At 72.1% G+C, this 13965-nt stretch carries 12 protein-coding genes; 4 read left to right on the plus strand and 8 right to left on the minus strand.

Annotated features, from left to right (window positions below):
- Positions 1-92 precede the first annotated feature (92 nt).
- The 3 genes from IG94_RS0129905 to IG94_RS0129915 all read left to right on the plus strand — a co-directional run bounded on the left by IG94_RS0129905 (position 93) and on the right by IG94_RS0129915 (position 3536).
- Positions 93-1373: a LolA family protein gene (locus tag IG94_RS0129905; protein ID WP_031044230.1), complete on the plus strand. Its 1281-nt coding sequence runs from the start codon at positions 93-95 to the stop codon at positions 1371-1373.
- 77 nt (positions 1374-1450) lie between these two features.
- Positions 1451-2569 carry an ABC transporter ATP-binding protein gene (locus IG94_RS0129910; RefSeq protein ID WP_107060733.1) on the plus strand — a complete coding sequence of 373 codons (1119 nt, stop codon included), beginning with the start codon at positions 1451-1453 and terminating at the stop codon, positions 2567-2569.
- Positions 2556-3536 carry an ABC transporter permease gene (locus IG94_RS0129915; protein WP_224326562.1) on the plus strand — a complete coding sequence of 327 codons (981 nt, stop codon included), beginning with the start codon at positions 2556-2558 and terminating at the stop codon, positions 3534-3536. The genes IG94_RS0129910 and IG94_RS0129915 overlap by 14 nt, the downstream gene beginning before the upstream one ends.
- On the opposite strand, the gene IG94_RS0129920 is transcribed toward IG94_RS0129915, so the two are convergent.
- A complete protein-coding gene (locus IG94_RS0129920) occupies positions 3526-4128 on the minus strand; it encodes a flavodoxin family protein (protein ID WP_031044238.1) in 603 nt (200 codons plus the stop codon). The two genes, IG94_RS0129915 and IG94_RS0129920, sit on opposite strands and share 11 nt — an antisense overlap.
- Before the next feature lie 230 nt (positions 4129-4358).
- Between IG94_RS0129920 and IG94_RS0129925 the strand changes: the two genes are divergently transcribed.
- Positions 4359-5819: a hypothetical protein gene (locus IG94_RS0129925; protein WP_031044241.1), complete on the plus strand. Its 1461-nt coding sequence runs from the start codon at positions 4359-4361 to the stop codon at positions 5817-5819.
- 30 nt (positions 5820-5849) lie between these two features.
- On the opposite strand, the gene IG94_RS0129930 is transcribed toward IG94_RS0129925, so the two are convergent.
- The 7 genes from IG94_RS0129930 to IG94_RS0129960 form a co-directional block, all read right to left on the minus strand.
- Positions 5850-6851, minus strand: a complete 1002-nt coding sequence (locus tag IG94_RS0129930) for a M28 family metallopeptidase (protein ID WP_052410922.1) — start codon at positions 6849-6851, stop codon at positions 5850-5852.
- 220 nt (positions 6852-7071) lie between these two features.
- Entirely contained in the window at positions 7072-7542 is a 471-nt protein-coding gene (locus IG94_RS0129935; protein ID WP_031044247.1) for a VOC family protein, read from the minus strand.
- Positions 7543-7550: 8 nt separating this feature from the next.
- Complete coding sequence (gene rarD / locus IG94_RS0129940) at positions 7551-8609, minus strand: EamA family transporter RarD (protein ID WP_043484924.1); 1059 nt, start codon at positions 8607-8609, stop codon at positions 7551-7553.
- A 167-nt stretch (positions 8610-8776) separates the two neighbouring features.
- Entirely contained in the window at positions 8777-9631 is an 855-nt protein-coding gene (locus IG94_RS0129945; RefSeq protein WP_031044253.1) for an SDR family oxidoreductase, read from the minus strand.
- 180 nt (positions 9632-9811) lie between these two features.
- Entirely contained in the window at positions 9812-10813 is a 1002-nt protein-coding gene (locus IG94_RS0129950; protein ID WP_051159442.1) for a 2-oxoacid:ferredoxin oxidoreductase subunit beta, read from the minus strand.
- Between the two features lie 139 nt (positions 10814-10952).
- Entirely contained in the window at positions 10953-12881 is a 1929-nt protein-coding gene (locus tag IG94_RS0129955) for a 2-oxoacid:acceptor oxidoreductase subunit alpha (protein WP_031044260.1), read from the minus strand.
- Positions 12882-13153: 272 nt separating this feature from the next.
- Positions 13154-13843 carry a response regulator transcription factor gene (locus IG94_RS0129960; protein ID WP_230091624.1) on the minus strand — a complete coding sequence of 230 codons (690 nt, stop codon included), beginning with the start codon at positions 13841-13843 and terminating at the stop codon, positions 13154-13156.
- Positions 13844-13965 lie beyond the last annotated feature (122 nt).

Consider the following 13965-nt stretch of genomic DNA (forward strand, 5'->3'; position numbering starts at 1 on the left):
AGAATGGCGGCTCACGGGTAGCAGTGCGCGCACGGGTTGAAGGAGTGCGGGACCGCGAGACATCCGCCGCCGACGACGGAGGTAGGGCACACATGGCACCGATCGATACCGACGACAGCACGAGTGCCGGAGAGGGCGAGGAGCTGCGGGCCGGCCGGCGCAGGGCCGCGCGGTACGTGGTCCCGGTCGCGGTGATGGGAGTGGCCGCCGCGACGATCGGTCTCGTCCCCGCACTCGCCGACTCGGGAGACCCCGACCTGCCGAAGATCACGGCGGAGCAACTCCTGCAGAAGATGGCCGAGTCGGACACCGAGCAGCTGTCCGGCACGGTCCGGATCAACACCGACCTGGGCCTGCCCGACCTCGGCGGCCTGGAGAGCGGCCTGATGTCCGGGATGTCCGGCGGCCCGGGCGGTGCGGACGGTGGCGACGGCTCGGCCGCCGACCCGTCGGCCAAGCTCACCGAGCTGGTCTCCGGCAGCCACACGCTGCGCGTCGCGGCCGACGGCCCCGACCGGCAGAAGGTGTCCCTGATCGAGGACACCGCCGAGTACAGCCTGATCCACGACGGCAAGGACGTCTGGGGCTACGACAGCAAGTCCAACGAGGTCTACCACTCCACCGCCCCGGACGGCGCCGAGCGGTCGGGGAAGTCGGCGAAGGACGTGCCGGCCACGCCGAAGGACTTCGCCGAGGAGGCGCTGAAGTCGGTCGACGACACCACCTCCGTCACGGTGGGCGGCACCGCGCAGGTGGCCGGACGGGACGCGTACCGGCTGGTGGTCGAGCCCAAGCAGAAGGGTTCCACGGTCGGTGCGATCACCGTCGCCGTGGACGCCGAGACCGGTACGCCGCTGAAGTTCACGCTGACCCCCGCGAGTGGGGGCGCCGCCGTGGTGGACGCGGGCTTCACCAAGGTCAGCTTCGCGAAGCCGGACGCGTCGACGTTCGACTTCACCCCGCCCGAGGGCGCGAAGGTCACCGAGGGCGACGGGGCGAAGGCGCCGGAGCACGGGCGCAAGGGCGAGCACGGCCCCGGCAAGGGCACGCCGTCCGCGCCGGGCAAGGACGGCGCCGACGGCGCGGCGGACATGAAGGGCATGAAGGTCATCGGCGAGGGCTGGAACTCGATCGCCACCTTCGACACCGGCGCCCAGGGCCTGCCCACGGGTGCGGCGGCCGGCGACCTGAGCGGCATGGGCGACCTCGGAGGCTTCCTGGGCTCCCTCGGCGACCAGGTCAAGGGCGACTTCGGCTCCGGCACGGTCTTCAAGACCCGCCTGGTCAACGCCCTGATCACGGACGACGGCAAGGTCTACGCCGGTGCGGTCACCAAGGACGCCCTGGTGAAGGCGGCCGACGCCGCGAAGTAGGCAGGAGGGACGGCCGCCCCGCGGGCCGAGGAGTGACCGCGGCCCGCGGGGCGCATCGCACGGAGAATGGGGAGCCGATGGCCGAAGCGTCCGCCACGGAGCCGGAGAGCCGGGACCGGGGGAGCGCCGACCGCGGAAGCACCGACCTGGGAAGCGCGGACCGGGGAAGCGCGGACCGGGAGACCGCCGGCCGGCAGACCGCCGGTCCGGAGGCCGCGAACCCGGAGGGCGCCGGTCCGGAGACCGCCGGCCGGGAGCGGGCGGACGACGCCGTCATCGCCACCCGCGCGCTCACCAAGCGCTACCGCGGCGGACAGCTCGCCGTCGACGGTCTGGACCTGACCGTCCCGGCGGGCAGCGTCTTCGGCTTCCTCGGCCCCAACGGCTCCGGCAAGACCACCACCATCCGCATGCTGATGGGCCTGATCGAACCCACCTCGGGCAGCGCCCGGGTGCTGGGCCGGCCCATGCCGGGCGCGGCCCGCACCGTACTGCCCGGGGTCGGTGCCCTCATCGAGGGCCCGGCCCTGTACGGCTTCCTCTCCGGCCGCGACAACCTGCTGCGCTACGACGCCGCCGACCCGGCCGCCGACCCGCGCACCCGACGGGCACGGGTGTCGGCGGCACTGGACCGGGTGGGCCTCGTGGCCGCCGCCGGCAAGAAGGCCAGGGCGTACTCGCTCGGCATGAAGCAGCGGCTCGGCCTCGCCGCGGCACTGCTCCAGCCGCGCCGCCTGCTCGTCCTGGACGAGCCGACCAACGGCCTCGACCCGCAGGGCATGCGCGAGATCCGCGCCCTCGTCCGCGAACTGGCCTCCGACGGCACCACCGTCTTCCTCTCCTCCCACCTGCTGGACGAGATCGAGCAGGTGTGCACCCACGCCGCCGTGATGGCCCGGGGACGGCTGATCACCCAGGGCGCGGTCGCCGACCTCTCGGCCGGGGCGCGCGGCAGGCTGGTGGTGACCACGCCGGACCCGGCCGACGCGGCGCGGGTGCTGAAGGAACAGGGAGCCGGGGACGTCGTCGCCGTCGAGGACCGGGTGACGGCGGAACCTCCGGACCACGACCTCGCCGAGGTGAACGCCGCCCTTGTCGCGGCCGGTGTCCGGGTCCGCGGCTTCGGACTGGAACGGGCCTCCCTGGAGGACGCCTTCGTGGCGCTGACGGGAGAGGGATTCGATGTCGCGGGCTGAGACACGGGCACTGGGCGGACCGGACGGATCGGATCGCCCGGGAGGACCGGACGGCCGGGAAGGACCCGGTCATCGCCCGGGAGGACCGGGGCAACGGCCCGGCGGCGGGCTCGCGGTGCGCGCGCCGAGCCCGCTGTGGGCCTTCGGACTGCTCCGCAGCGAACTGCTGACCACCTTCCGGCGCTGGCGGACCCTCGCCCTCCTCGGCGTGCTGGCGGCCGTGCCGGTCCTGGTGGGCATCGCCGTGCGGATCGAGACGAGCGACGGCTCCTCGGTCGGCGGCGCAGGCGGCGGGGGACCGGCCTTCATCGCGCAGATCAGCAACAACGGCCTGTTCCTGGTCTTCACCGCGCTCGCCGCGACCCTCCCGTTCTTCCTGCCGATGGCCGTCGGCGTCGTCGCGGGCGACGCGATCGCGGGAGAGGCGAACGCGGGGACGCTCCGCTACCTCCTGGTCGCCCCCGCCGGGCGCACCCGGCTGCTGCTCACCAAGTACACGACGGTGATCGTCTTCTGCCTCGCGGCCACTCTGGTGGTCGCCGCCTCGGCACTCGTGGTCGGGGCGCTGCTGTTCCCGGTCGGCGACCTGGTCACCATCTCCGGCACCCGGATCACCTACGGCGAGGGCCTGGGCCGGGCGCTGCTGATCGCCCTGGTCGTGGCCGCCTCGCTGGTCGGCGTCGCGGCCCTCGGGCTGTTCGTCTCGACGCTGACGAGCAGCGGGATCGCGGCGATGGCGACCACGGTCGGGCTCCTGATCACCGTCCAGATCCTCGACCAGATCCCGCAGCTGCACGCGCTGCACCCGTACTTCTTCTCGCACTACTGGCTGTCCTTCGCCGACCTGATGCGTGAACCGGTCTACTGGGACGAGTTGGTGCGGAACCTCGGCCTGCAGGCCCTCTACGCGGCGGTCTTCGGTTCGGCGGCCTGGGCGCGGTTCACGACGAAGGACATCACCTCGTAGCCGTGGCGCCCGCCGCCTCGTACGGGAAACGGGCGAACGGCGCCTCGCGGGCGAAGAACGTCTTGGCGCGCGTCAGCGCGTCCGTGTCCCGCAGGACGTCACCGGGCCTGCTGCCGTTGCCGAGCAGTACGCCGCCGAACCGCATGCCCATGTAGGCCGCCGAGTTGTTCAGGGCGCCGATCAGCGGGTCGGCGACCTCCCGCTCCTCGTGGGCGAGCGCGGTGACGCCCCACAGGGTGCGGCCGGCCAGGGTCGCCCTGAAGTCGAGGCCGGGGGTGCGCAGCCACCCGGACCAGTGGTCGAGGTAGCGCTTGACCGGTGTGGACAGCGTGTACCAGTACAGCGGCGAGGCGATCACGATGTCCGTGGCGGCGAGGGTGGCGTCGAGCAGCAGACTCGCGTTGCCCTCCGTGGGGCGCGTGTGGTCGGTGTCGTGGCGCAGGTCCTCGAACTCGGGCAGGGGGTGCCGGGCCAGATCGATCCAGCGCTGCTCGACGTCCGCGGGCACCTGGTCGGCGGCGCGGCGGGCGAGCAGTTCGGTGTTGCCGTCGGGGCGGGTGCTGCCGGTGAGGAAGAGGAAGCGACGCGTCATGAGGGACCCCGGTTCGGTCGGCGATGGACGGTAACCAGCATGTGCATTATATGCGTACGCATTTACTTGTCCATGGGGGCGCCACCTGGAACGAGCCTGTGACACCCCGGTGACGTGAGAACCGCGGGCGAGCGGAGACACTCGACAATAGGTGCACGACAGGCACGACAGGCTCTGGACGGTACGGAGACACGATCCGCCGACGGAAGCCGCCGATGAGTGGGGGAACGATGTCTCGACTCGGCCGCGACGAGCAGCGCGATCACGAGGGCGCCGGGTGCTCGGCCGACCGCGCGGCGACGCCGATCGACGTCCGCGTACCGGCCGCCGGAGCCGGTGCGCGCAGCGCCTCGGTCGACGGTGCGACGGTCGTCGCGGCCCCCGGCGAGGAGATCCAGAACGCCGTGCTGAACCACCTCCACCGCCTCGCCCTCGCCGCCGGGCAGCCCGTCCTCGCCACGATCCACGACCGGCGCGTCGGCTACTCCGTCCCGCTCAGGGTCGACCCGGACGGTGCGAGCCACCTCGCCGCGGACCCGGTGCCGGCGCCGGCCGAGGAGGAACCCGCGGTACCCGCGGCCACGCCGGTGCCCGAGGAGACGCCGGTGCCCGAGCGGGCGGCGACCGGGTGGGACAGGCCCACGCACGTCCTGCGCTCCCTGGAGGCCGTACCGGACGGCGCCCCGGCGTTCCCGTCGCCGGCGGTGCCCGACGAGCGGCGGACACCGGCCGCCGGCTCCGCGCCGACCTTCGTGCTGCGTGCCCTGCCGGAACCGGCCGGGGGTGTCCGGCCGGGCACGGTGGCCCCGCCGACCGGGGTGTTCGGGCCGCCGCCCCGGATGGGCGACGCGGCCGCGGTCCCGGTGCCGGAAGGCGCGGTCCCGGCGCCGGAAGAGGCTGCCCCGCGCACCGCATCGCCCGCCGACCCGGAGCCGGCCCACACGCGCGCACCCGAACCGCCCCGCGAGCCCGCCCCGGCGCAGCCCCACGAACTCACCGCCCGCCCCGAGCCGTCGTCCTGCCCGACGCCCCTCCCCGAGCCGACGCCGCTCCCCGATCCGGCCGCCGCCCCCAAGCCCGTCACCGCCTCCAAGCGGCCCTCCGCCCCCGGGCCGTTCCTCGACGCCGACCCCGGCCCCAAGCCCACCCCCACGCCCGCCCGCGGCTTCGACGCCGTGGCCGAGGCCGTGCTCGGGGACGCGTTGCTCACGGTGCCCGGCGACGCCACGACCGCGGCGCTGCTCGCGGAGCCGACGGCCCGGATCAACGAGGCCGTCAGGGAGGGGCGCACCCAGACCGCGGCGCACCTGGCCGAGCAGGTCGTGACGGACGCCTCGCGGACGCTGGGGCCGGAGCACCCGGAGGTACTCCGGCTCCGCGAACTCACCGCGTACATCGCCTACTTGTCCGGCGACCCGGGCCGCGCCTTCGACCTCTCGCTGGAGCTGGCCCGGCTGCACCGGCGGGCGGGTGACGCGGAGGCCGCGTACGGCAACGTCCAGAGCGCGGCCACCGCCTGGCGTGCCGTACGCGACCCCGAGCAGGGGCTGGAGCTGGGGCGCGACCTGGTCGGCCTGTGGGACGAACTCGCCGCCGAGGAGGGCCCGGCGGCCGAGGACGCCGAGGAACTGGAGTCCGTACGCACCCGCATGGGCCGTCTCGCCGAGCGCCTCCGCACCCGGGCCGGCTGACCGGACCGCGCCCGCGTGGGGCCGCCCGTCCTACTGCGACAGTTCCCAGACTGCGTACGCGATGGCGTCGCTGTTGCGGTCCAGGGCCGTGTCGTCGACGTTGGCGGTCGTGTCGCAGGACGAGTGGTAGCAGGGGTCGAACGGCTCGCCCACGGTGCCGCCCCACTCGGCCGCCTGCGCGGAGGTCTTGCGGTAGTCGGCCCCGCTGAACAGACCGCCCACGGGGACGCCCGCGTTCTTGAAGGGGGCGTGGTCGGAGCGGCCGTCGCCCTCGGTCTCGATCTCCGTGGTGATGCTGAGGCCGGCGAAGTAGTCCTTGAAGGTCTTCTCGATCGTGGGATCGTCGTCGTAGACGAAGTAGCCCGGGTTGGGTGAGCCGATCATGTCGAAGTTCAGATAGCCGCTGATCTTCTCGCGGTCGGCGGAGCCGAGGCTGTCGACGTAGTGGCTGGATCCGACCAGGCCCAGCTCCTCCGCGCCCCACCAGGCGAAGCGCAGGTGCTTGGTGGGCTGGTAGCCGGAGCGGGCGACGGCGAGCGCGGTCTCCAGGACGGCCGAGGACCCGGAGCCGTTGTCGTTGATGCCGGGGCCGGAGGTGACGCTGTCCAGATGTGCACCGGACATGACAACCTGATCCGCGTCGCCGCCGGGCCAGTCCGCTATGAGGTTGTACCCGGTGCTGCCCGAGGCGGTGAACTCCTGGAGGCTGGTGGTGAAACCGGCCGCGTCCAGCTCGGCCCGCACGTAGTCGAGCGACGCCTGGTAGCCGGGGCGGCCGTGGGCGCGGTTGCCGCCGTTCGCCGTGGCGATCGACTGCAGTTGGGTCAGGTGGGCCTTGACGTTGGCCACCGGTATGTCGGGCGCGTCGGCGACGGCCGCGGGCCGCTCGGCGGCGGACGCGGCGCCGGCCGCCGAACCGCCGGCCATCAGCGTGGCGACGGCGACGGCACCGGCCGTCAACGCGCGCCCGGAGAGGGGGGACCGGGGCAGCTTCAGGGACTGGGGGAGCTGCACGGACTGGGGGAGCTTCATGTGGGGGGCTCCGAATTCCTAGGGAGTCCTCCGGAAGGGGACTCCACAGTGAATGGGGTGCCTGGATGGTGTGGCAGAGGTTGACCCTGCGTCAAGACCGCTGTCCGGTCACGAGGCCGCACATATCGGAAGCCATGAAGTCGAGCCCGAGGTGGAGCCAGAGGCCGAGCCCCCCACGTCCCGTCCTGAGGCCAAGCCCTACCCGTCCTGAGGCCAAGCCCTAATGGACGCAGAACTCGTTCCCCTCGGGGTCCGCCATCATCACCCACTCACCGCCCTGCTCCGTCACCCGGCGCAGCACGCCCGCGCCCAGCGCCTCCAGCCGGGTCACCTCCGCAGCACGCCCGCCGTCCGCGGAGTGCACGTCGAGGTGGAGCCGGTTCTTGCCGGTCTTGGCCTCCGGCACGCGCTGGAACAGCAGCCGCCGGCCCAGGCCGGTGCCGCTCTCCTCCTGGTAGGGGTCGTCGGGATGGCGTACGGCGGCGAGGTCGCGCCAGGCGCGGCGGCCGTGGGACTCGACGGTGGCCTCCACCGGTACCGCACCGGAGCCCAGCAGCTTCTCGATGAGCGCGCTGTTGTCCTCGACCTCGTAGTGGAGGGCGGCGGCCCAGAAGTCCGCCTGCGCGTGCGGGGCGGCGGCGTCGATGACGATCTTGAAGTGCAGAGGAGCGGGGCCCGGGGTCGGTGTCATCCGACCAGTTATAGCGTCTGCTGCCGCGCCTGCGTCCGTGTCTGCGACTGCTGTTCGGCGACCTCGGGAGCCGGGGTCCCCGAGGCCACGATCTCCGAGTCCCGCGCGGCGGTGCTCCCCTTGAGCGGGGCCACGCCCGCGCCCGTCCGGTCCAGCTGCTCCTTCAGGGCGCGCGCGGTCCGGCGCGCCGTGCGCAGCGCGTCCCAGGTCAGCAGCGTCAGCGCCAGCCAGACCAGCCCGAAGCCGGCCCAGCGCTCGGGCGGCATCTTCTCGTGGAAGTAGAGGACGCCGAGCAGGAACTGGAAGACCGGTGCCAGGTACTGCAGCAGTCCCAGGGTGGACAGCGGCACCCGGATCGCGGCGAATCCGAAGCAGACCATGGGGATCGCGGTGACCACGCCGGTCGAGGCGAGCAGCGCCGAGTGCCCGAGGCCCCCGGTGGTGAAGGTCGACTGGCCCTGGGTGCCCAGCCACAGCAGATAGCCCAGCGCGGGCAGGAACAGCACCGCGGTCTCGGCCGCCAGCGACTCGACTCCGCCGAGGTTGATCTTCTTCTTCGCCAGGCCGTACGTGGCGAAGGAGAAGGCGAGGCAGAGGGAGATCCACGGCGGCTCGCCATAGCCGACGGCGAGGACGAGCACGGCCGCGAAGCCGATCCCGACCGCCGCCCACTGCGCGGGCCGCAACCGCTCCTTCAGCAGCAGGACGCCCATCGCGATGGTGACCAGCGGGTTGATGAAGTAGCCGAGCGAGGCCTCCACGACGTGGCCGCTGTTCACGGCCCAGATGTAGACGCCCCAGTTGACGGTGATCACCGTGGCGGCCACGGCGATCAGAGCGAGCCTGCGCGGCTGCCGCAGCAGCTCGACGGCCCAGGCCCAGCGCCGTACGACGAGCAGGGCGGCGGCGACGAAGACGAGGGACCACACCATCCGGTGGGCGAGCATCTCGCCGGAGCCGGCGGGTTGGAGCAGCGGCCAGTAAAGCGGGACGATGCCCCACATCCCGTATGCCGCGAAGCCGTTCAGCAGGCCTATGCGCTGATCACTCCTGGACGACCCGGGCACGGGCACCTCCCTCTCCCACTCGGCATGCCGGGACGGTCGCATGCCACGACGAAGGTAACGCCGCAGCCCGCCGCCTGTCATGTCCGTATCGGCATACGGTCATGACAGGCGGGAATGCCGGAGATGTCGGAGAAGGTGGGGGTGCCGGTACCGGCGGACCGTCCGGGTCAGCCCTTGAGCGCGGCGGCGACGGCCTCGGCGAGCGGCGTGGTCGGCCGGCCGGCCAGCCGGGACAGGTCGCCGGTGGAGACCACCAGCTCGCCCTTGGCGATGGAGGCGTCCACGCCGGCGAGGATCTCCGCCAACGGCGCGGGGAGCCCGGCACCGGCGAGGATGCCGGTGTAGGCCTCGGTGGAGACCGGCTTGTAGACGATCTCCTTGCCGGTCTGCCGGCTCAGCTCGGCGGCGTACTCGGCGAAGCTCCAGGCCTCGTCGCCGCCCAGCTCGTACGCCTTGTTCTCGTGGCCCTCGCCGGTCAGTACGGCGACGGCGGCGGCCGCGTAGTCGGCGCGGGAGGCGGAGGAGACGCGGCCCTCGCCGGCCGCCTGCACGACGGCGCCGTGCTCCAGGACCGGGGCGAGCTGCTCGGTGTAGTTCTCGTGGTACCAGCCGTTGCGCAGCAGCGCGTACGGCACGCCCGAACCCACCAGCACCTCCTCGGTGGCACGGTGGTCGTCGGCGAGCGCCGCCTTCAGGCTCTCGGGGGCGCTGGTGTAGGCGAGCAGGGCGACACCGGCCTTGCCGGCCGCCTCGATCACGACGGTGTGCTGCTGGACGCGGCCCTTGTCGAACTCGTTGCCGGAGATCAGCAGCACCCGGTCGCCGGCCGCGAACAGGCCGTCGAAGGTCTCGGGCGCGTTGTAGTCGGCGACCGCGAGCCGCGCGCCGAGGGCGGCGAGGTCGGCGGCGCGGTCGCGGTCCCGGACGACGGCGGTGACCTGGTCGGCCGGCACCTTCTCCAGCAGTTGCCGCACGACAAGGCGGCCGAGGTGTCCGGTGGCTCCGGTGACGACGATGCTCATGGTTTCAGTACTCCTCGTGGGGGCTCGATGTAACTAACCCTAGGAGTTGCGCTAACCGAAGGAAAGTGCCCACTTTGAAGTAAGGTACTTACCTCTGAGTTAGCCGGGTAAGCCGTGAGGCCCGGACGTCGCCGTCCGGGCCTCACGTGAGCGGTCGCGCGCGGTGGACCGCCGCCGGCGTCAGCCGACGACCGTCCAGGTGTCGTTGCCCGCGAGCAGCGCGGCGAGATCCCCCTTGCCGTTCTGCTCGACCGCCGCGTCGAGCTGGTCGGTCATGAGGGTGTCGTACACGGGCCGCTCGACGGAGCGCAGGACGCCGATCGGCGTGTGGTGCAGGGTGTCCGGATCGGCGAGGCGGGTCAGGGCGAAGGCGGTGGTCGGGGAGGCGGCGTGCGCGTCGTGGACCAGGATGTCCGCCTCGTTGTCCGCCGTGACGGCGACGATCTTCAGGTCACCGGTGGCCGCGTCGCGTACGACGCCCTTGGCGCCGTCGGTGCCGAAACGGATCGGCTGCCCGTGCTCCAGGCGGATGACCGCCTCCTCGGCCTGCTGCTTGTCCTTGATGGCCTCGAAGGCGCCGTCGTTGAAGATGTTGCAGTTCTGGTAGATCTCGATCAGCGCGGTGCCCGGGTGGTCGGCGGCCTGGCGCAGGACCTCGGTGAGGTGCTTGCGGTCGGAGTCGACGGTGCGGGCCACGAACGTGGCCTCCGCGCCGAGGGCGAGGGAGAGCGGGTTGAAGGGGGCGTCCACGGACCCCATCGGCGTCGACTTGGTGATCTTGCCGACCTCGGACGTGGGGGAGTACTGGCCCTTGGTCAGGCCGTAGATCCGGTTGTTGAACAGCAGGATCTTGAGGTTGACGTTGCGGCGCAGGGCGTGGACGAGGTGGTTGCCGCCGATGGAGAGCGCGTCGCCGTCCCCGGTGACGACCCACACGGACAGGTCGCGGCGCGAGGCGGCCAGGCCGGTGGCGATCGCGGGGGCCCGGCCGTGGATGGAGTGCATCCCGTAGGTGTTCATGTAGTACGGGAAGCGGGACGAGCAGCCGATGCCGGAGACGAAGACGATGTTCTCCTTCGCCAGGCCCAGCTGCGGCATGAAGCCCTGCACGGCGGCGAGGATCGCGTAGTCGCCGCAGCCGGGGCACCAGCGCACCTCCTGGTCGGACTTGAAGTCCTTCATGGACTGCTTGCCCTCGGCCTTGGGGACGAGCTGGAGCAGTGCGCCCGCGTCGGTCGGCCCGGCACCCCCGCCGCCTCCGCTGCCGCCGGCCGGCCCCGTCGGCCCGGTCGCTCCGGCCTCCCGGGTCCCCCCGGTCACCTCAGTCATCGATGGCCTCCTTCAGCGCCGCGGCGAGCTGCTCCGCCTTGAACGGCATGCCGTTGACCTGGTTGTACGAGTGGGCGTCGACCAGGTACTTCGCCCGGACGAGGGTGGCGAGCTGACCGAGGTTCATCTCGGGGACCACCACCTTGTCGTACCGCTTCAGCACCGCGCCGAGGTTGGCCGGGAAGGGGTTGAGATGACGCAGGTGCGCCTGCGCGACGGCCTCGCCTGCGCCCCGCAGCCTGCGCACCGCCGCCGTGATCGGCCCGTACGTCGAACCCCAGCCCAGCACCAGGGTCCGCGCCCCGTCCGGGTCGTCGACCTCCAGGTCGGGGACGGCGACGCCGTCGATCTTGGCCTGCCGGGTGCGGACCATGAAGTCGTGGTTGGCGGGGTCGTAGGAGATGTTCCCGGTGCCGTCCTGCTTCTCGATGCCGCCGATCCGGTGCTCCAGGCCGGGGGTGCCGGGCACCGCCCAGGGGCGCGCCAGGGTGTGCGGGTCGCGTTTGTAGGGCCAGAAGACCTCGGTGCCGTCCTCCAGGCTGTGGTTGGGCCCCTGCGCGAACCGCACCGCCAGGTCCGGCAGTTCCCCCGGCTCCGGGACCCGCCAGGGCTCGCTGCCGTTGGCGAGGTAGCCGTCGGACAGCAGGAAGACGGGGGTGCGGTAGGTGACCGCGATGCGCGCCGCCTCCAGCGCGGCGTCGAAGCAGTCCGCCGGAGTGCACGGCGCGACGACCGGGACCGGAGCCTCGCCGTTGCGCCCGTACATGGCCTGCAGCAGGTCGGCCTGCTCCGTCTTGGTCGGCAGCCCGGTGGACGGGCCACCGCGCTGGATGTCCACGACGAGGAGCGGCAGCTCCAGGGAGACCGCGAGCCCGATCGTCTCGGACTTGAGCGCCACACCCGGACCACTGGTCGTCGTCACCGCGAGCGAGCCGCCGAACGCCGCCCCCAGCGCCGCCCCGATCCCGGCGATCTCGTCCTCCGCCTGGAACGTGCGCACACCGAAGTTCTTGTGCCGGCTCAGCTCGTGCAGGATGTCCGAGGCCGGCGTGATCGGGTACGAGCCCAGGAAGAGCGGCAGGTCCGTCTGGAGCGACGCGGCGATCAGGCCGTAGGCCAGGGCCAGGTTCCCGGAGATGTTGCGGTAGGTGCCGGGCGGGAACGCCGTCGTCGCCGGCGCCACCTCGTAGGAGACCGCGAAGTCCTCCGTCGTCTCGCCGAAGTTCCAGCCCGCCCGGTAGGCCGCGATGTTGGCGGCCGCGATGTCCGGCTTCTTCGCGAACTTCGACCGCAGGAACTTCTCCGTGCCCTCGGTGGGCCGGTGGTACATCCAGGACAGCAGCCCGAGCGCGAACATGTTCTTGCTCCGCTCGGCCTCCTTGCGGCTGAGGTCGAACTCCTTGAGCGCCTCCACCGTCAGCGTCGTCAGCGGCACCGGATGCACGTGGTACCCGTCGAGCGAACCGTCCTCCAGCGGAGAGGCGTCGTAGCCGACCTTCTGCATCGCCCGCCGGGTGAACTCGTCCGTGTTCACGATGATCTCGGCACCGCGCGGCAGGTCGCCCACGTTCGCCTTCAACGCCGCCGGGTTCATCGCCACCAGCACGTTCGGAGCGTCGCCCGGGGTCAGGATGTCGTGGTCGGCGAAATGCAGCTGGAACGACGACACGCCCGGCAGCGTCCCGGCAGGCGCCCGGATCTCGGCCGGGAAGTTCGGCAGCGTCGACAGATCATTTCCGAACGACGCCGTTTCCGACGTGAAACGATCACCCGTGAGCTGCATTCCGTCGCCCGAGTCACCCGCGAACCGGATGACCACCCGCTCCAATCGGCGGACGTCCTTCGTCCCGGCCGCTTTGCGCTGTTCTCCCACGACGGTCGAGTCGGCCTGCTCCGCTGGGCTGCTGACCTGGCTGGTCACTGAACTGGACCTCCCTCGGGACGGCTGTCCGGGGACTGGTCTCCCACTGATTGTCCCGGGATCAACACTACGTCCGCACGGTCTGGCTTCCGGTGGACACTCGCATCACGGACACGCCTTCGAGACGGCCCGCAGCCCCGGTGTTCCGGGGCATTTCCGCTTCCTGGCACTGGTGAGGACGCTCCCTTCCCGCATTCGCACATCTCGTTCGTCCGGATCAGTACCCGAGGCGCCGAGCCGGGCAACCGGTTCCAGGGGGCGAGCCGTCCGTGTCAGGAATTGAGATAGGTGAGAACGGCGAGGACCCGACGGTGATCACCGTCGCTCGGGGACAGACCCAGTTTCATGAAGATGTTGCTGACGTGCTTCTCGACGGCCCCGTCGCTCACCACGAGCTGCCGGGCGATGGCCGAGTTCGTGCGGCCCTCGGCCATGAGTCCCAGCACCTCGCGCTCCCGCGGCGTGAGCCCCGCCAGCACGTCCTGCTTGCGGCTGCGCCCGAGCAACTGCGCGACCACCTCCGGGTCCAGCGCCGTACCGCCCTCCGCCACGCGCACCACCGCGTCCACGAACTCCCGGACCTCGGCCACCCGGTCCTTGAGCAGATAACCGACGCCCCGGCTGGACCCGGCCAGCAGCTCCGTGGCGTAGCGCTCCTCCACGTACTGGGAGAGCACCAGGACACCGAGCCCCGGATGCGCCTTGCGCAGCCGTACCGACGCGCGCACCCCCTCGTCGGTGTGCGTCGGCGGCATCCGTACGTCCGCCACCACCACGTCCGGCAACTCGCCCTGCGCGTCCAGCTCGGTGATGGTCTTGACCAGCGCCTCACCGTCGCCCACCCCGGCCACGACCTCGTGCCCGCGGTCCGTCAGCAGCCGGGTCAGCCCCTCCCTGAGCAGCACTGAATCCTCGGCGATGACCACTCGCACCCTGTCCTCCACGATCCTCGGTCCCCCCATGAAGCCGCCCACCACCCCACGGCCCGCGCGGCCCGCGCCGCGTCCACGGACCGTCCGTGCGACAGCTCCAGCATCCCAGCATCGGCGGCCGGGGGCCCGGGAGCAACGGGAAGACGACGGGA

The organism is Streptomyces olivaceus (assembly GCF_000721235.1).
GTDB classification, from domain to species: domain Bacteria; phylum Actinomycetota; class Actinomycetes; order Streptomycetales; family Streptomycetaceae; genus Streptomyces; species Streptomyces olivaceus.